We start from the raw sequence: 17702 nt of genomic DNA on the forward strand, positions 1-17702 counted from the left end.
GGTCCGGCTCAGGCCGCGACGACCCGGTGCCGGACGACGGCGTCGAAGAGGTAGCCGAGTTCGTTGTGGACGGCCACGTCAGGCTGGGTGCCGCCGCGCACGTCCGTGGCCCGGGCCAGCAGTTCGTGCTCGCCCGCGGCCGGCAGCCAGTCGATCTCCCAGCGTTGCCAGGCGGCGCCCTCGCCGGCACCGACCGGCCGCGCCCGGCGCCAGCGGCGGCCGCCGTCGGTGCTGACGTCGACGTGGTGGATGGCGCCGCCCGCGGACCAGGAGCGGCCGCGCAGCCGAGTCGGCCGGCCGGCGGGGACCTGGGCACCCTGGTCCAGCTCGAACGCGCTCTTGACCACCTGCCGGTCGAACGGCCGCCCCTCGGCGGGGAAGTCCGGGCCGAAGAGCCGATAGAACTGGGTGTTCCACGGCGAGAAGAGCGGGGCGTCGGAGACCTCGATGCCGCCCAGCCACTTGATCGAGGCGATGCCGATCCAGTGCGGCACGATCAGCCGGGCGGGGCGGCCGTGGTCGGCCGGCAGTGGTTCGCCGTTCATCTCGTACGCGACCAGCACGTCGTGCAGCGCCTTGCGCACGGGCAGCGGGCGGCGTACCGGACCGAGGTCGACGCCGCCGGTCACGTAGTTCGGATCGAGTCCGGTCGGGAGCACGTCGACCGCGTTGCGCCCCAGGCCCGCGTGCCGCAGGACGGTCGACAGGCGCACGCCGCGCCAGCGGGCGACGCCGATGCCGCCGAGCTTCCAGGCGGTGCCGGACACCGGCTGCCCCTGCTGGCTGGTGAAGTAGCTACGGCCGTTCCCGGCGCACTCCACCGCTGAGGTGATCGTCTCGGACGGCAGGCGCCGCAGGTCGTCGTACGAGAATTCGGCCGGGCCGTGCCGCAGGCCGGCGCCGAAGACCTGTAGCCGCCAGTCCGCCGGCTCGATGATCGGGGTGCTGGTGTGGTTGCGCACGAAGAAGCGGTCGATCGGCACCAGGTAGCCCTGGCCGGCCATGGCCGACCAGCGCATCTCGGCGTTGGTGCCGAGGACGGTGAACGACTCGGGCGGCAGCGGCTTGACGATGGGACCGGCCGCGCCCTTTGCAGAGGTGCCGGCGGCGGCCGTGCCGGCCAGGCCCGCGCCCACCGCGGCGGTCAGCTTGAGCAGGTCCCGGCGGGAGAAGCCGCCGGCCTCGCCGGCCAGCCACTGGCGCAGCCGCCGCCGGTCGTAGGCGCCCTCGTCCAGCATGTCGTCCATCGGTGTCGCTCCCTCGTGCAGGCACCCGCGGTCGCGGTAACGAGCATGGTAAACCGATGGGCGCAGTAGGAAAAGCCCCCGGCGGATGCCGGGTGCGCCGGGTTGTCACCATGCGGGTATGGCCCGAACGACCGCCGACCGCGCGGCCGCCCTGCAGCTGCTGCGGCTGTGTGCCCACTTCGGACCCGGCGAGCTCGATCTCGATCTCCTGCTCTCCGACCCGGAGCTGTTCGCCCGCCTCATGCCGGACCTGACGCGGGCCGCCGGGGATCCCCGGCGGCGGGAGGCGGCGATCGCCGGACTGGCCGTCGGCTGGCGCGGTTCGGGCAACCGGGTCCGCCTGGACCCGGACGCGGCCCGGGAGGCGCTGGACGACCTCGCCCGGCCGGGCCGGATGGGCTGGTGGTGGGCGCACAGCGCGGTGCAGCTGCTCGACCGCCTGTTTCCCGTCTCGTACGGCACGCCGCGGGAGCTGGCCGTCTGCGCCGACCTGGCGCCGCACGTGCATCCGGCGGTGGACCGCGCGCCCGGCGCACCGAACAGCGCCGCGTTGCTGATCAAGCTCGGCTACTACCTCGAACGCCACGGCGAGTACGAGGCCTGCCGGGACAACCAGGTGCGGGCACTGCCGATCGTGGCGGCCACCTACGGGCCGGGCAGCTCGAGCATGGCCGGGGTCCTGTTCATCCTCGGCTGCTGCCAGCTCTCGCTGGGCGACTGGCGCGCCGCCCGGTCCGGCTTCGAGCAGGCGGTGCAGATCTACCGCGGGGTGGCCGGCCCCGACTCGCTTGACGTCGCCGAGGCACTCTACCTGCTCGGCACCGCGCAGGCGGGCCTGGGCGAGCGGGGCGCGGCCCGGTTCAGCCGGGTCGAGGCGCTGCGCATCCTCGAGGCCGGGGCGGCGCCGGACGATCCGCGTACGGAGATCGTGCGGGAGGCGCTGCGGCCTGCCCCGTCGCGGTGGCGGATGTTCGGATAGTCGTCCCCGCCGCCGGTCAGGCGCCGTCGGAGCCGATCTCCGGCGGGATCGCGAGCGGGTGACGCTCGTCGTCGCGGGCGGCGACCCGCTCCATCTCACGCACGTACTGCCGGCGGGTGATCGCGTCGGCGACCAGCTGGGCGACCAGCACGCCCTCGAGGCTGCCCGGCTCGGACCGGGACCCGGACCCGGCCGACTCGATCTGCTCGCGCGCCGGCTCGGCCTCCGCGTCCGGGGAGGTGTCCTGCACGATCAGCCAGATCGTGTACGCGCACGTGCAGGCCACAAATGCCGTGAGCATCAGCAGGAACAACATCGCCAGCACCTCCGGGCGTCCAATGTCAGGAGACGATGTGCATCTCGTGGCTCGTGCCGTTCAGGCGGCGCCCGCCGTCGGCGGTCACCGTCACGATGTCCTCGATGCGTACGCCGAAGCGGCCCGGCAGGTAGATGCCGGGCTCGATCGAGAAGCACATGCCGGGAACGAGCGTGTGCGTCTCGCCCTCGACCATGTACGGCGGCTCGTGGGTGGTCAGGCCGATCCCGTGCCCGGTCCGGTGGATGAAGTACTCGCCGTACCCGGCGTCGCCGATCACCTTGCGGGCCGCGCGGTCGATCTCCTGGCAGGCGACGCCGGGACGCACCGCCTCGAACGCCGCCTGCTGGGCGCGGCGCACGATCTCGAAGACCTTCCGCTCCTCGTCGTCCGGCGGGCCGACGTGCACGGTGCGGGTCGTGTCCGAGCCGTAGCCGTCCCGCAGGCCGCCGAAGTCGAGGACCACCATGTCGCCCTCCCGCACGGTGCGTCCGGTCATCTCGGAATGCGGGTTGGCGCCGTTCGGCCCGGAGCCGACGATGGTGAAGTCCACCGTGTCGTGCCCGTGCTCGCGCAGGAACCCGGCCAGGTCGGCACCGATCTCGCGCTCCTGGCGTCCGGCGAAGCGCACCCCGACGATCTGCTCGTACGCGGCGTCCGCGGCCGCTGCCGCGGCGGCGAGGCGGTCGATCTCCTCGTCGTCCTTGACCGCGCGCAGCATCGGCAGCGTGCTGGTCATCGACGTGTAGCCCGGTCCGGGCAGCGCCTCCTGCAGGGCGAGCAGATGCATCGCCCACGCCGAGTCGGAGACGGCGTAGCGGCCGTTCGGGTCGAGCAGGCGGGCGGCACGCGTGTACGGGTCGCTGCCGTCGGCCCAGTCGGTCAGCGACACCGCCGTCACGCCGTCGGCGAGCTCGGCGTCGCCGCGTTCGAGGGCCGGGACGATCATGGCCGGGTCGCGTCCGGCGCCGAGCACGAGCATCGTGATCCGCTCGGTGATCGCGGTCGGCTGATAGCCGGTGAAGTAGACGAGGTCGGGCCCGGGGGTCACGAGCAGGCCGTCCAGGCCGGCGTCCGCCGCCTGTGCGACGGCGCGCTCCATCCGCTGGGTGAAGTCCTTCGGGGTGAACCGGCGGACCGTCATCGGCGAACACCTCCGGTGCTGCGCATGCGTTTCTCGGGACCAGGCGCCGTCGGCACCGGCGGCCATGCCGGATTCCGGACACCGGCGCTCTTTCAGCCTCACGGCTGGCCGGAAGTGCCAGCATCGCCCGCGACGGATGATTCGACCCCGCCGGCCGTTCGGGCGCCGCGAATCGGCGCTGGTCGTCGGCATCGGGCCCACCCGCATCACCCGGGCGCGTCCAACCCACCAGGCCGCCGGTGCCTCGTGCTGCACACCGGGTGAATCGGCCTGTTTCCAGTGTTCAGCCCTTGTATATCAGCTTTGGCGGTGGCGGGCGCCCCAAGCGCGGGGCTTTGTCCCGGTACCGACGGGCTCCGGCCCGGCCGTGGGACCAGCGGTCCCGCCGTCCTATGAGGAGGGATCGGGGCTCCCGGTCCCGCCGGCGAGCGCTGATCACCCGCGCGGCTGCCTTCGCGCGGATCAGGTCACGCGCACCAGCCCGCGACGTGATACTGCACCCCGGGGGACCGAGGTCGCCGACGAGTTGATTCGCCGGGGATGAGGCACGATCCGTTTCGGCCGCCGATGATACCGCTGGACCGGCTGCCGGGTCGCTGGCGTCGGGGTGTTCGCAACGCTCGGGCGGGTCGCCACCGTGGCCGGTTCGGCGGTTGTGGCGTTCTGTTCGGGAGGCAGCAGCATGAGTGCGATGGATGTGCCCGCCCCGGGGGCGGCGGCTACGCCGTCGACGCCGGCCGGAGACAGTACGAAGGACCGCGGGAAGGTGATGGCCTACATCTCCTGGGTGGCGCTGGCGCTGATGACCACCAGCTCGGTGGCCAGCCTGCGCCCGTCACCGACGATGGCGGTGTACGGCCTGGCCAGCATCTTCCTCTACGTGGTGCCGGCCCTGGTGTTCCTGCTGCCGACCTCGCTGGTCTCGGCGGAGCTCGCCTCCGGCTGGAAGGGCGGCGTCTACAACTGGGTCAGCCAGGGCATCTCCAAGCCGATGGGCTTCCTGGCCATCTGGTGCCAGTTCGCCATGACGATCTTCTACTACCCGAGCCTGCTCGGCTTCGTCGCGAGCACGCTGGCGTACGTGATCAACCCGGAGCTGGCGTCGAGTGGCGTCTGGACCGCGATCGTGATCATGGTCTGCTACTGGACCGGCGTCTGGGTCTCGTCGCGGGGAACCAGCTCGGTGGCGGGCCTGGCCAGCGGCGGCCTGATCATCGGCACGCTGGTGCCGGGCACGCTCCTGGTGATCCTCGGCGTCGCCTTCCTCGGCCAGGGCAACCCGTCGGCGGCGCCGATGACGGTCGACAACCTGCTGCCCGCCTGGGCCGGCCTGTCCAGCCTGGTGCTGATCGTCAACAACTTCCTCTCGTACTCCGGCATGGAGATGAACGCGGTGCACGTGTCCTCGTTGCGCAACCCCGGCCGCGAGTTCCCCCGGGCGATGTTCCTCGCGATGGGGCTGGTCCTGCTGATCTTCATCCTGCCGGCGCTGGCCATCAGCTGGGTCGTCCCGGCCGAACAGCTCTCCCTCACGGCCGGCGTCATGCAGGCCTTCGACGCGGTGTTCGCCGAGTTCGGCACGCAGTGGCTCACCCCGATTCTCGGGATCATGCTGGTCGCCGCCTCGCTGGGCGGGATGCTCACCTGGCTTGCCGGCCCCTCGCGCGGCCTGCTGCTGATCTCCCGGCAGGAGGGCTACCTGCCGCCCTTCCTGCAGCGGCTCAACAAGCACGGCGTGCAGCAGAACATCCTGGTGACCCAGGGTGCGATCACCACGCTCATCGCGCTCGCGTACGCGTTCATCCCGGACGTCTCCAGCGCGTACTGGATCTTCTCGGTGATCACCACCCAGGTCTACCTGATCATGTACCTGCTGATGTTCGTCGCGGCCGTACGGCTGCGGCGCAGCCAGCCCGACCACCCGCGCGGGTACCGCGCACCGATGCTGCTCACGCTCTGCGGCGTCGGCTTCGCCGCGTCGCTCGCCGCGCTGCTGATCGGGTTCGTCCCGCCGTCGCAGTTCGGCTCCGGGAGCGTCGGCTTCTACCTGCTGGTCGTCGCCGGCGGCGCGCTGGGCCTCGGCCTGCTGGTGCCGTTCCTGTTCTACCGGTTCCGAAAGCCGTCCTGGAAGCTGGCGCCCGCGGAGGAGGAGTCGGTGGCATGAAGGTCTCCGTCGCGCACAAGAGCCACCTCACCATCTACCTCATCTTCGGTGTCGCCTTCCTGCTGCTCGCCGGCACCGCCATGCTCACCTTCAGCGGTGCGCACCAGAGCCGGGAGGCCGACGCGAAGGCCGACCAGCTGATCGCCGAGCTCACCGCGGCCGGGGCGCACGCGCCGTCGCAGGAGCAGATCGTCCGGGTGCTCGGCGACGACGGCGGCGCGGTCTGCGCGAACGCCGGCGAGGCGCTGAGCCGCGGCGTGCTCAACAGCCAGATCACCAACGGCGCCGCCGGCCCGGGCCAGCGGCCGGTCATCGCCGACAGCCGGATCGTCCAGGGGCAGCTGCTCATCATGAAGATCTACTGCCCGGACCAGCTCGCGGCCTTCCAGGAGATCGTCAACGATCTCGAGTTCGACGACGTGGCCACGCAATGACCGCCGTGGAACTCCGTCGCCGCATCGCCGACCTGATGGGCCGGGCGCGTACCGACCTGGCCGAGCTGGTGGCCATCCCGTCCGTCGCCGACCCCCGGCAGTTCCCGCCCGAGGAGTGCGCGCGGGCGGCCGAGTGGGTGGCCGCCGCGTTCACGTCCGTGGGCTTCACGGGCATGGGCCTGCACGAGACGGCGGACGGCAGCTCCGCCGTGTACGGCGAGCGCCCGGGCACCGACCCGGACGCGCCGACCGTCCTGCTGTACGCGCACTACGACGTGCAGCCGCCGCTGGACCTCGCGGCCTGGCGCACCCCGCCGTTCGAGCTGACCGAGGCCGGCGGCCGCTGGTACGGCCGGGGCACCGCCGACTGCAAGGGCAACATCGTCATGCACCTCACCGCGCTGCGCGCGCTCGACGGGCCGGTCCCGGTCAACCTGAAGGTCATCGTGGAGGGCTCGGAGGAGCAGGGCACGGGCGGCCTCGAGGACTTCGTCGTGCACCACCCCGACCTGCTGCGCGCCGACACGATCCTGGTGTGCGACACCGGCAACGCGGCGGTCGGGCTGCCGGCCGCCACCGTGACGCTGCGCGGCATGGTCAACGTCGTGGTGACGGTCGAGGCGCTCGCCGGCGAGCTGCACTCCGGGATGTTCGGCGGCGCCGCGCCGGACGCCCTGGCGGCCCTGGTGCAGATGGTGGCCACGCTGCGCGACCCGGCGGGCAACACGACCGTCGCCGGCCTGGAGCACGGACAGACGTGGACCGGCGAGCCGTACCCCACCGACCGGTTCCGCGACGACGCGGGGCTGCGCGAGGGCGTGTCGCTCCTGGGCGACGGCACGGTCTCGGACATGATCTGGGCCCGGCCGGCGCTCACCGTCCTCGGCATCGACTGCCCGCCCGTGGTGGGTTCGGCCGCGGCGATCCAGCCGCGCGCCCGGGCCCGGCTCAACCTGCGGGTGCCGCCGGGCACGGACGCCGTGAAGGCGCAGGACGCGCTCATCGCGCACCTGAAGACGGTGGCGCCGTGGGGCGTGCACGTCGAGGTGGAGAGCGAGGCCGTCGGCCAGCCGTTCGAGGCGCGCACCGGCGGCCCCGCCTACCGGGCGCTGTCCTCGGCCATGAACGACGCCTTCGGCCGGCCGATGACCACGCTGGGGCAGGGCGGCTCGATTCCGCTGTGCAACGTCTTCGCCGACACCTACCCGGACGCGGAGATCATCCTGATGGGGGTCGAGGAACCGCAGGCGTTGATCCATGCGCCGAACGAGAGCGTCGACCCGCGCGAGATCGCCGACATGGCCCTGGCCGAGGCGCTGTTCCTGCAGCGCTACTCGGGCGCCGCCTAGCCGTATTCCGGTCCGTATCCCGGCTGGGGCTCTCCGCCGAGCGCCGCGGAGAGCGTCCGCACGATGTCGTCCACGCGGGGCCGCAGCAGTTGCCACTCCCGCCCGGTGGCCAGCGCCTCGTTCTCGGCGTCGACGCCGGCGATGAGGTCCCGCAGTTGCACGCTGACGAGTCCGGACCGCCGCCGCTGCTCCTCGCCGGGAGCGTTCCCGGCGTGCAGACCCCACCGGGCCGCGAGATCGGCGAGGTCGGCGCGCACCGGCGGCCAGGACAGGGCGCGGTCGGCCGCGGTGGTCGTGGCCAGGATCGACGGCAACCGCACGCCGACGAGGGCGCGGGTGTCCGCCGCCAGGGCCTCGGCGCCGGCCTCCCAGCGTTGCCGGCGTCGCGACCGCCAGACCACCAGGCCGCCGATCAGGCCGGCGAGCAGGAGGATCAACAGGAACCATCCGAGCGGGCCGGGGCCCCAGGTGCCGGAGACGGTCGTCGGGGTCACGGGTGCGGCGGAGGTCGGTGTCGGCGACGGCGTCGCGGTCGTCGGCTCCGTCGTGCCGGCCGTGGCCGGTTTCCGGGTGGTCGTCTGCGTCCGGGCCGGCGTGGCCGGCCGGGTGGTGGCGGTAGTGGTCCTGGCCGGCGCCGTCGTCCGGGTGGGCTCGCCGGTGGGTTCCGGCGTCGCCTGGGCGGTGGCCTCGCCGGTCGGCTCCTCCGGGCCGGCGGTGCGGGTGCGCCCGGTCGTCGGGCCGCCGGTCGGCTCCGTCCGGGTCGGTGCCGGCCGGCCGGTCGTAGCGTCCGCCGAGGCCCGGGCCGACGGCGGGTTCGGGCGGTTCTCCCCGTCGCCGCAGGCCGCCGGGCCGAACAGCACGCCGAGCGCGACCGCGGCGAGGACCACCGCGCCGGGCCGTCGGCCTGGGGGCGAGACTCCCATGTGTGGTCCTCTCCTCGAAAACGTCGGACGAACCTGGCGTCGACGTTAGGCCCGGCGATCCGGCCGCGTGATCCTCCGCAACGGGTGACGCGCGTTCGCCGTCGGCCGGCCCCGGCGGCGCCATCCCCGCGGGATGAGGCTTTCCGCCCCCGGCGGGACGACGATGCATGGGTTTGGTTCGTCGTCGGAACGGAGAGAGCCATGTGTCGCTGGCTGGCGTACTCGGGGTCGCCCCTGCTCCTGGAGGAGTTTCTCTACAAGCCGCAGTTCTCCCTGGTCAACCAGAGCCTGCACTCCCGGCTCGGCGTGGAGCCGACCAACGGCGACGGCTTCGGCGTCGGCTGGTACGGCGTCGACGGCTCCATCACCCCGGCCACGTTCCGCGGGGTCGGGCCGGCGTGGGGCGATCAGAACCTGCGAGAGATCGCGGCGCACATCTCGTCACCGCTGTTCCTGGCGCACATCCGGGCCAGCACCGGCACGCCCGTGCAGCACACCAACTCGCATCCGTTCCGCCACGACCGGTGGCTGTGGGTGCACAACGGCGCCATCCGCGACTTCCCGCTCCTCAAGCGCGAGCTGGTGCTGGCGGTGGAGCCGGACCTGTACCCGTTCATCGCCGGCTCCACCGACTCGGAGGTGATGTTCTACCTCGCGCTCACCTTCGGCCTGCGGGAGGATCCGGTCGTGGCCGTGCAGCGGATGGTGGGGTTCGTCGAGGCGACCGGCCGGCGGCAGGGCGTGCAGTATCCGATCCAGATGAGCGTGGCCACGACCGACGGGGAGCGCTTGTGGGCCTTCCGCTACTCCAGCGAGGGCAACAGCCGGTCGCTGTTCTTCAGCACCGACGTGACCGCCCTGCGGCAGCTCCATCCGGAGGTCGAGGCGCTGCATCACCTCTCCGACGAGGCCCGCCTCATCGTCTCGGAGCCGCTGGGCGAACTCGTCGGCGCCTGGCAGCCGGTGCCGGAGTCCACCTACGGCATCGTCCAGAAGGGTCCGGACGTGCTGGCGCCGTTCCGGCCCATCGAGCCCTGATCGCCGCCACACCGTGCATGCAATCGTTTGCTCGCATCGGCGTAGTAGGGTTCAGCCATGTCGCAGTCCCGGCGGCGCCGGCCGAAGACCGAGGACCCGGCCGCCGGCGGCCCACCCGACGACGGTGCCGCCCCGGCGAACCCGCGCCGCAGGGTGGCGACCATGCGGGACATCGCCGCCGAGGCCGAGGTGTCACAGAGCACCGTCTCGCGTGTGCTCAGCGGCGTCGAGACCAGGGTGCCGATCGCGCCGGAGACCCGCGAGCGGGTCATCCAGGCGTCGCGCCGGCTCGCCTACCGCCCCAACCCGCTGGCCCGCGGCCTGCGTGGCGCGTCGACGAACCTGATCGGCGCGGTGGTACGCGACTTCAGCGACCCGTTCTTCGCCGAGGCGATCGAGGCCCTGGTCAAGGAGTCGATGGCGCACGGCTACAACGTCGTCCTCGGCCACGTCCATCCCGGTCTCGACGAGGCGATCCCGCTGACGTCGGTGCTCGAGACGCGCCACACCGACGCCATCGTGCTGCTCGGGGACGTGCGGGTCCATCCCCAGCTGCTGGACGACCTGCGCATCTCGCGGGTGCCGGTGGTGGCGCTCTGGCAGGGCACGAGCCCGCTCGAGTTCCCGACCGCCGACACCGACGACCGCGCCGGCATCCGGGCGGGCCTCGAGCACCTGGCGTCGCTGGGCCACCGCCGCATCGCGTTCGTCAACGCGGAGCTTCCCGGCGGCTTCCGGGTACGGCAGGCCGCGTACGTCGAGTTCATGCGCGAGCGGCTCGGCGGCGTCCCGGACGGGTACCTCGAGAGCTGCCCCAACACCCTCGCAGGCGGCGACGCGGCGGTGCGCCGGCTGCTGGCGCTGCCCGACCCGCCGAGCGCGGTGGCGACCTCGACGGACCTGATCGCCGTCGGCGTCCTGCACGCGGCGCACAGCCTCGGCGCCACGGTCCCGGAGTGGCTGTCGGTCGTCGGCTTCGACGACATCCAGCTCTCCGGCCACACCGTGCCCGCGCTGACGACGTCGCGGATGCCGACCGCCAGGATCGTCGGCTACGCGGTCGACCTGGCGGTCCGCCTGGCCCGGGACCCGGAGGCCGTGGCCGAGCCGGGCATCGAGATCTTCGCGCCGGAGCTGGTGATCCGGGACTCGACCGCGCCGCCCGCCCGGCGGCGCTGAACACCACTTCTCAGCGCGGTAGCCAGACCCGCATGCCGCCGGCGCCGCGGTTGCCCCAGCAGTGGTACGGAACCGCGGGCACGGTGCCGCCGCCGGCGACGGGCACGTCCACCCCGACCGCGCCGTCGCCGAGTTCCGGCCGGGGCGACGCGAGGGGCTCGCGCGCGGGATCCAAGCGGAGGTCCTCGAGCTCGGCGCTGCCGGGCAGGTCGGCCGACTCGACGCAGTACACCAGCGGGCCGCGTTCGAGGGCCACGCATCCGCGTACGGCGTCGACGCGCGGGTCCGGCTCGGTCCGGCGCACGGGCATGTCCAGGCGCAGGACCACCTCGTCGCCGGGCCGCCAGGCGCGCGTCCGGTCGGCGACGCCCGCCGCCACCTCGACCGGGGCGCCGCCGGCGACCGAGAGCGTCGCCGACCCGCACCACCGCGGTACCCGCAACGACAGCGTCCACGGGTGATCGGGCGTCCGCGCGACGCGGACGTCGACGCGGCCGTCCCAGGGGTACCCGGTGCGGACCTCGAGCTCCGCCTCGCCGCCGGCGACGCTTGTTCGGACGAGCGCCGGTGCGTACTGGTGCAGCTGGATGCCGGCGTCGTCGCCGGTCGCCAGGTACTGCTGCCACGAGCTGAGCAGCCGCATGAGATTGGGCGGGCAGCAGGCGCAGGACTGCCACGGCATGCGCCGCCCGTGCCCGGCGGGCTCGAAGGTGCGGTGGGTGCGCCGCTGCAACGGGTTGACGTAGAAGAACTCGGTGCCCGACCGGGACAGGCCGGACAGCACGCCGTTGTAGACGGCCCGCTCGATGGCGTCGGCGTGGCAGGGTTCGCCGGTCGCCAGCAGCAGGCGCCAGGACAGCATGACGCTCGCGATGGCCGCGCAGGTCTCCGCGTACGCGCGGTCGGGCGGCAGCTCGTACGGGTCGCCGAACGCCTCGTCACGGTGCCGGCTGCCCAGGCCGCCCGTCAGGTAGCGGCGGGTGCGCACCATGTCGTGCCAGCGGCGCCGCGCCGCCGCGAGCAGCTCCTCGTCGCCGAGCTCGACCGCGACGTCGACGGCACCGCAGTCGAGGTAGAGCTGGCGCACGCTGTGACCGGCGACCTCCGCGGCGTACCGGACGGGCTCGTGGTCCTGCCAGTAGGCCGCGCCGAACCGCCCGGCGCCGAGCGAGCCGCGGCCGCGCAGGTCGAGCATCCGGGCGGCCAGCGCGAGGTGGCGGTCCTCGCCGGTCGTCCGGGCGAGCTCGGCCAGCGCCATCTCGATGCCGGGATGGCCGTCGATCCCGTCACGGCCGCCGGCGCCGAACTCGCGGTCGATGTGGTCGACCGCGCGGACCGCGATCGTCAGGAGCCGGTCGTCGCCGAGCGCGCGGTGCCAGGCCACGGCGGCCTGCACGAGGTGCCCGGCGCAGTAGAACTCGTGGCCCCAGGGCAGGTCGGTATAGGGCCGGCCACCGTGGACGGCCTCGACGAAGCTGTTGAGGTAGCCGTCCGGGCGCTGCGCCCGGGCCAGGACCGCGATCGCCTCGTCCGCCGACGACCGCAGGCCGGGGTCGTCACCGCGGCCCAGCTCCCAGCCGGCCGCCTCGAGCCACTTGTAGACGTCGGAGTCGAGGAACGGCAGGAGCGAACCCCCCGAGTCGGCGTCGGCCCGGTACGTGCCCGCGGCGCCGGCGGCGAGCCGCAGGTTGTCCAGGTTCCCGGCCCGCAGCAGCTGCGCGAAGCCGTGCGGGATGGTGCGCTCGCGGTTGACCCGCAGCCGCTCGCCCCAGAATCCGTCGTGGATGCTCACCCGGGCTGCGGGAATCGGCCGCAGCGCGGACCTCGCGGCCGGCGACGGCTGCACACAGCGGGCGCCGGTGACCTCACCCAGGATCATTTCACTGCTCCGCTCATCAGTCCCGAGACGTAGTAACGCTGCAGGAGGAGGTAGACGGCCACGCACGGGACGATCGAGATCGTGATGCCGGCCTGCAGCATGCCCCAGTCGGTGCCGCCGAGGCTGGTCTCGGTGCGGGCGGCCGCGAGAACGAGCGGAAGGGTGAACTTCGAGCCCTCGCTCATCATCACCAGGGCGCCGAGGAACTCGTTCCACGACATGATGAAGGCGAACAACGCGACCGTGACGACGGCCGGGAACGCCGCGGGAAGGAACACCTTCCGCAGCGCCTGGAGCGAGTCGGCGCCGTCCATGACGGCCGCCTCCTCGAGCTCGCGCGGCACCGCGGCGAAGCTGTTGCGCAGCACGTACACGCTGAACGGCAGCTGGATGGCGGTGTGCACGACGGCCAGGCCCACCAGCGAGTTGGTCAGGCCCACCCGGGCGAACATCAGGAACATCGGGGTGAGCAGGGCCTGGTAGGGCACGATCAGCGCGAGCAGCAGGACGACGAAGACGAGCTCCTTGGCCGGCACCCGGAACCGGGCCAGCGCGTACGCGGCCGGGACGGTGAGCGCCAGGGTAAAGACGATCGTCAGCACCGCCGTGCCGAGGCTGTTGAACAGGTACGTCGGCAGCCCCTGCTGGTAGTTCCACAGCCGCTCGTAGCTGTCCAGGCTCACCGCGTGCGGCAGGTACGTCGGCGGCGTCGCGGCGGCCTCCGCGGTCGGCTTCACGGAGGCGAGCACGGACGCGAGCAGCGGCAGGAGCATCACCGTGCACAGCGCGACGCACACCGCTCCGACCAGATACCCCTGCCCGCGCCCCCGCCTCATGCGTGGCTCCGGCGGGTGAGCAGGAGCTGGAGCACCGTGAAGGCCAGGATCGTCAGCGCCAGCACCATCGACAGGGCCGCGCCGTAGCCGAGCCTGAGGTACGGGAACGAGTTCAGGTACACGAAGAACACCGAGGTCGACGTCTGGTTCTGCGGCTGACCCGCGGTCATGATGTAGAACTGGTCGAACGCGAGCAGCGACCCGACCACGCTGAGCAGCGTCACCAGCAGCACGGTGCGCAGCGTCAGCGGCAGGATGATCCGGGTGACCCGCTGCCGGAACCCGGCGCCGTCGACCACGCTCGCCTCGGTGACCTCGGCCGGTATCGCCTGGATGGCGCCGATGAACAGCACCATGCCGAAGCCGATGACCTTCCACGTCACCGAGACGATGATCGCGAGCATTGAGCGGTCGGCGTCGACGCCGAGCCAGACGACCGGCTCGCCGATCACCCCGGCATCCCGCAGAACAGCGTTGACCAGCCCGAAGTCGGTGCTGAACAGCCAGTACCAGAGCAGGCTCGACACGCCGAGCCCGATGACGACCGGGATGAACAGCACCGTACGGGTGACCCGCCGCGCCCCGGTGTCGCCCGCGGTGAGCAACGCGAGCAGGTAGCCGCCGACGATGAGGATCGGCGTGATGATGAGCGTGTACTCGAGGGTGAACCCGAACGACACCCAGAACTGGCGGTCGTGGAACGCGCGGGTGTAGTTGTCCAGGCCCACCCACGTCGGCGGGCTGATCAGCGACCAGTTGTGCAGCGACATCCAGCCCATCCGCGCCAGCGGCGCCACCGTGAAGGCGAGCACGAACAGCAGCGCCGGGCTCAGGTACAGCAGACCGAGCCACCTGCGCCTCCAGCCCCGGTACACGCCTAGCCCTGGTTCGCCACGTCCTTCATCGCCTTCCTGGCGTCGGCGATGACGGTGTCGAGGCTGTCGTCGGTGTAGTACGCCCGTTGCAACATCTGCAGCCAGGGGCCCTGCGGGGAGTTGATCTGCTCGAAGAACGTCGTGGTGTACGGCGTGCGCCCGACGGTCAGGGCCCGGGCCACGTCCTGCACGAGCGGCTCCGCGGCGAAGTGCTCGTTCTCCACCATGTCCTCGCGCGTGGTGAGGTTGAGCGCCTTCGCGTACACGTCGACCTGCACCTCGTCGGAGAGCAGGAACTTCATGAAGTTCACGGCGTCGGCCACCCGCTCGCTGCCCTTGGGGACCACGACGAGGTCCCCGCCGATGAACGAGGCGGACGAGTTCGGCGCCGCGCCCGGCAGCAGGGCGATCCCGAACCGCATTTTCGGGTTCTGCTGGCGTGCCAGGGTGATGTTGAAGTTGCCGGTGCCCATCATGCCGACCTTGCCCGAGCCGAACTGCAGGTGGAAGGTCTCGCCGTTCTCGGCCCGGTCGCCCGGGTGCACGTTGCCGGCCCGCACCATGTCCCGGGTGAACTGGAGCACCTGCTTGACGCCGTCGCCGGTGAGCGGCTCGTCGCCCGGGCCGGTGGCCTCGATCTCCGCTCCGGACGCCCACATGAGCGGGCCGACGGTGAAGATGTTGCAGCCGGCGCAGTTCCCGGGCAGGTAGTAGCCCTTGACGTCGCCGCCGAGTGCGGTGATCTTGTCGGCGTACGCCCGCAGCTCCGCGAGGCTGACCGGCGGATTCTCCGGGTCCAGCCCGGCTCGCCGGAAGAGGTCCTTGTTGTAGAACAGGGCCGAGACGTCGGCGTAGAGCGGCACGCCGTAGAGCCGGTCCTCATAGGTCGCCACGGTCAGGTGGCCCTTGCTCGCGGTCTCGAGCTCGGGCCAGTCGCGGATCCGGTCCGTGAGGTCGACCAGCTGCTGCGCCTTCTCGAACTGCGGCGCGTAGATGAGGTCCATGCCCATGAGGTCGGGCACGTCGCCGGACGCGATGCCCTGGGCGATCTTCCCGACCATCTCCGTGTGCGGGATGTACGTGAGGTTGATCTTGCAGGCGGGGTTCTTGGTGTTCCACGCCTCGACCAGCAGGTCCACCATCTGCTTGTTGCCGCCCGAGCGCTCCCACATGGTGAGGTCGCCGGTGCCGGCGCAGGACGTCGTGGCGGGAACGACGGGTTCCTCCGCCGGCCGGTCGTCGCCGGGGCTGCACGCCCCGACGAGCATCAGCGCGGTCGCGGTGGCTAGGACGGCCCGCCGGGAACGGGTGCTCATCGCACGCCTCCTCCTACCTGAGGGGAACCCGGACGACCCACGGGTCTTTCCGGGTAAGGAGGCACGTTACCCGCTTGTGAATACGATTGCACTCATTCGATTTCATACTCTGCCGAGACCCCGGGCCGGGCCGGCCCGCAGGGCCGATCAGATCTGGGATATTGTCTCGTTTATGAGAGACGCCCTGGACTCGCGGCTGGCCGCCCGGGTCGCCGAGCTGCGCGTTGCCCGCGGCTGGTCCCTGGACGACCTGGCCGGGCGCACCGGCGTGAGCCGCTCGACGCTGTCGCGCCTCGAGCGCGCGGAGATCAGCCCGACGGCGTCGCTGCTCGGCCGCCTCTGCACCGCGTACGGGTGGACGATGTCGCGCCTGCTCGCCGAGGTCGAGGCCGGTGCCGAGCCGCCGGCCGTGGTCCGCGCCGCCGAGCAGCCGGTCTGGCGCGACGAGGCGTCCGGATTCACCCGCCGCTCGGTCTCCCCGCCGCACGCGGGCCTGCGCGGCGAGCTGATCGAGGGCGTGCTCGAACCGGACGCCGACATCGCCTACGACGCGCCGCCGGTGGCCGGCATGGAGCAGCACGTCTGGGTCCTCGACGGCCGGCTGGAGTTCACCGACGACGGCACCGCGCACGCGCTGGCGACGGGTGACTGCCTGCGGCTGCGGCTGCGGGGCTCCACCCGCCTGCGTAACCCCGGCCCCGGCCCGGTCCGCTACGCGATCTTCGTGGCGCTGCCGTGAACATCACCCGGCTTACCCCAGAGGGCTTCGCCGCCGCCGTGCCGGCGCTCGCCGGCCTGCTGGTCGACGCGGTGGCCGGCGGCGCCTCGGTCGGCTTCCTCGCCGGCTTCGACCACGCGGAGGCCACCGCCTGGTGGCGCTCCCGGGCCGCGGCCGTCGCCGACGGCTCCCTGGTCGTGTGGATCGCCGCCGGCCCGGCGGGCGCCTGCGGCACGATCAGTCTCGCGTACGCCGAGAAGCCCAACGCCCGGCACCGCGCCGAGGTGCTGAAGCTCGCCGTCCATCGCGAAGCGCGGGGCCGGGGGCTGGGCCGGCGGCTGCTGGCCGCCGCGGAGCGGGCCGCCGCCGAGGCGGGCGCCACCCTGCTGCTGCTCGACACGGAGACCGCCAGCGCCGCGGAACGCCTGTACGAGTCCGCCGGCTGGGTGCGCTACGGCGTCGTCCCGGACTACGCGGCGGGCCCGGAGGGCGTGCTCAAGGACTGCAGCTTCTTCTACAAGCGGACGGCGAAAAGGTGCAATCCGGTCGGCGGGCCGACCTGATCCCGGCGGACGGCGATGTCACAATGCGTTATCGCTTGATCATGAGGAGTGCCGGTCGATGGGGGATCCGTCCGGATATCTGAGCGCCGAACCCCCTTGCCGACAGGACGCGTGACCCATGGGCAAGCCGCACCTGCTTGTCGACTTCGGAGAGGTCGTCAGCCTCGCCCAGCCCGCCGGCGAGGTCGCCGCCCTGGCGGCGCTCGCGGAGCTGCCGGTGGACGAGTTCTCCCGGCGCTACTGGGCGCACCGGCCCGCGTACGACGCGGGTGGCGCCGCGCTCGCGTACTGGACCGCGATCATCGGCGCCGCGCCCGGCGGCGACCGGCTGCGCCGGCTCATCGAGGGGGACGTGGCGAGCTGGCTGCACCTCAACCCGCGGACCCTGCGCCTTCTCGACGCCGTGCACGGCGTGGGAACGCCCGTGTCGCTGCTCTCCAACGCGCCCCGGGAACTGGCCCGCGCGCTCGACCGGCACGCGGACCTCAAGGGGTTCGCCCACCTGCTGTTCAGCGCCGACCTCGCCCTGGTGAAGCCGGATCCGGACATCTTCGCGGCGGCGCTGGGCGCGCTCGGCGCCGCGGCCGGTGACGTCGTCTTCGTCGACGACCGGCAGGCCAACGTCGACGCCGCGGCGGCGCTGGGCATCCAGGGCATCGTCTTCACGGGTACGGCGGCCTGTCTGGCCGGCGTCGCCCGGGCGGCGATTGTCGGATAACAACCTCTCCACAATGGATGGCGG

17 protein-coding genes are annotated in these 17702 nt (G+C 72.5%); 9 read left to right on the top strand and 8 right to left on the bottom strand.

From position 1 onward, the window contains the following. Positions 1–8: 8 nt before the first annotated feature. A complete protein-coding gene (locus tag AB0B58_RS01875; protein ID WP_360215827.1) occupies positions 9–1247 on the bottom strand; it encodes a sulfite oxidase in 1239 nt (412 codons plus the stop codon). Between the two features lie 118 nt (positions 1248–1365). Here AB0B58_RS01875 and AB0B58_RS01880 point away from each other — a divergent pair, with 118 nt between their 5' ends. Then, positions 1366–2226 carry a tetratricopeptide repeat protein gene (locus AB0B58_RS01880; RefSeq protein ID WP_360215830.1) on the top strand — a complete coding sequence of 287 codons (861 nt, stop codon included), beginning with the start codon at positions 1366–1368 and terminating at the stop codon, positions 2224–2226. A 16-nt stretch (positions 2227–2242) separates the two neighbouring features. Here the strand turns inward: AB0B58_RS01880 and AB0B58_RS01885 are convergent, their stop codons facing one another. Together AB0B58_RS01885 and AB0B58_RS01890 are read right to left on the bottom strand one after the other, a co-directional pair. After that, a complete protein-coding gene (locus tag AB0B58_RS01885; RefSeq protein ID WP_360215833.1) occupies positions 2243–2542 on the bottom strand; it encodes a hypothetical protein in 300 nt (99 codons plus the stop codon). A gap of 25 nt (positions 2543–2567) precedes the next feature. After that, on the bottom strand, positions 2568–3686 hold the full coding sequence (locus AB0B58_RS01890; RefSeq protein ID WP_360215836.1) for an aminopeptidase P family protein: 1119 nt from the start codon (positions 3684–3686) through the stop codon (positions 2568–2570). 691 nt (positions 3687–4377) lie between these two features. Here AB0B58_RS01890 and AB0B58_RS01895 point away from each other — a divergent pair. The 3 genes from AB0B58_RS01895 to AB0B58_RS01905 are packed head-to-tail and all read left to right on the top strand — an operon-like array spanning position 4378 to position 7633. Continuing rightward, positions 4378–5850, top strand: coding sequence for an APC family permease (locus AB0B58_RS01895; RefSeq protein ID WP_360215839.1), 1473 nt, complete (start codon positions 4378–4380; stop codon positions 5848–5850). Continuing rightward, positions 5847–6284: a hypothetical protein gene (locus AB0B58_RS01900; RefSeq protein WP_360215842.1), complete on the top strand. Its 438-nt coding sequence runs from the start codon at positions 5847–5849 to the stop codon at positions 6282–6284. Before AB0B58_RS01895 ends, AB0B58_RS01900 begins: the two co-directional genes overlap by 4 nt. Further along, the gene (locus tag AB0B58_RS01905) at positions 6281–7633 is read left to right on the top strand and encodes a dipeptidase (protein WP_360215845.1); all 1353 of its coding nucleotides are present in this window, start codon (positions 6281–6283) and stop codon (positions 7631–7633) included. Before AB0B58_RS01900 ends, AB0B58_RS01905 begins: the two co-directional genes overlap by 4 nt. Here AB0B58_RS01905 and AB0B58_RS01910 read toward each other — a convergent pair. Further along, the gene (locus AB0B58_RS01910) at positions 7630–8556 is read right to left on the bottom strand and encodes a hypothetical protein (RefSeq protein WP_360215848.1); all 927 of its coding nucleotides are present in this window, start codon (positions 8554–8556) and stop codon (positions 7630–7632) included. The genes AB0B58_RS01905 and AB0B58_RS01910 overlap by 4 nt on opposite strands. A 201-nt stretch (positions 8557–8757) precedes the next feature. Here AB0B58_RS01910 and AB0B58_RS01915 point away from each other — a divergent pair, with 201 nt between their 5' ends. Together AB0B58_RS01915 and AB0B58_RS01920 are read left to right on the top strand one after the other, a co-directional pair. Continuing rightward, complete coding sequence (locus AB0B58_RS01915) at positions 8758–9594, top strand: class II glutamine amidotransferase (protein ID WP_360215851.1); 837 nt, start codon at positions 8758–8760, stop codon at positions 9592–9594. A gap of 57 nt (positions 9595–9651) precedes the next feature. Beyond that, positions 9652–10773 carry a LacI family DNA-binding transcriptional regulator gene (locus AB0B58_RS01920; RefSeq protein ID WP_360215854.1) on the top strand — a complete coding sequence of 374 codons (1122 nt, stop codon included), beginning with the start codon at positions 9652–9654 and terminating at the stop codon, positions 10771–10773. Positions 10774–10783: 10 nt separating this feature from the next. Here AB0B58_RS01920 and AB0B58_RS01925 read toward each other — a convergent pair whose 3' ends face one another. The 4 genes from AB0B58_RS01925 to AB0B58_RS01940 are packed head-to-tail and all read right to left on the bottom strand — an operon-like array spanning position 10784 to position 15679. After that, on the bottom strand, positions 10784–12652 hold the full coding sequence (locus AB0B58_RS01925; RefSeq protein ID WP_360215857.1) for a beta-L-arabinofuranosidase domain-containing protein: 1869 nt from the start codon (positions 12650–12652) through the stop codon (positions 10784–10786). Continuing rightward, entirely contained in the window at positions 12649–13488 is an 840-nt protein-coding gene (locus AB0B58_RS01930; RefSeq protein ID WP_360215861.1) for a carbohydrate ABC transporter permease, read from the bottom strand. The genes AB0B58_RS01925 and AB0B58_RS01930 overlap by 4 nt, the downstream gene beginning before the upstream one ends. Further along, positions 13485–14363, bottom strand: a complete 879-nt coding sequence (locus tag AB0B58_RS01935; protein ID WP_360215864.1) for a sugar ABC transporter permease — start codon at positions 14361–14363, stop codon at positions 13485–13487. Before AB0B58_RS01935 ends, AB0B58_RS01930 begins: the two co-directional genes overlap by 4 nt. Before the next feature lie 2 nt (positions 14364–14365). Next, entirely contained in the window at positions 14366–15679 is a 1314-nt protein-coding gene (locus tag AB0B58_RS01940; protein WP_360215868.1) for a sugar ABC transporter substrate-binding protein, read from the bottom strand. 172 nt (positions 15680–15851) lie between these two features. Between AB0B58_RS01940 and AB0B58_RS01945 the strand changes: the two genes are divergently transcribed. The 3 genes from AB0B58_RS01945 to AB0B58_RS01955 all read left to right on the top strand — a co-directional run bounded on the left by AB0B58_RS01945 (position 15852) and on the right by AB0B58_RS01955 (position 17678). Continuing rightward, on the top strand, positions 15852–16418 hold the full coding sequence (locus AB0B58_RS01945; protein WP_360215871.1) for an XRE family transcriptional regulator: 567 nt from the start codon (positions 15852–15854) through the stop codon (positions 16416–16418). After that, entirely contained in the window at positions 16415–16960 is a 546-nt protein-coding gene (locus AB0B58_RS01950) for a GNAT family N-acetyltransferase (RefSeq protein ID WP_360215874.1), read from the top strand. The genes AB0B58_RS01945 and AB0B58_RS01950 overlap by 4 nt, the downstream gene beginning before the upstream one ends. Before the next feature lie 118 nt (positions 16961–17078). Next, positions 17079–17678: an HAD-IA family hydrolase gene (locus tag AB0B58_RS01955; protein ID WP_360215877.1), complete on the top strand. Its 600-nt coding sequence runs from the start codon at positions 17079–17081 to the stop codon at positions 17676–17678. Positions 17679–17702: the final 24 nt, after the last annotated feature.

It is taken from the genome of Actinoplanes sp. NPDC049118 (genome assembly GCF_040648555.1).
Taxonomy (GTDB): domain Bacteria; phylum Actinomycetota; class Actinomycetes; order Mycobacteriales; family Micromonosporaceae; genus Actinoplanes.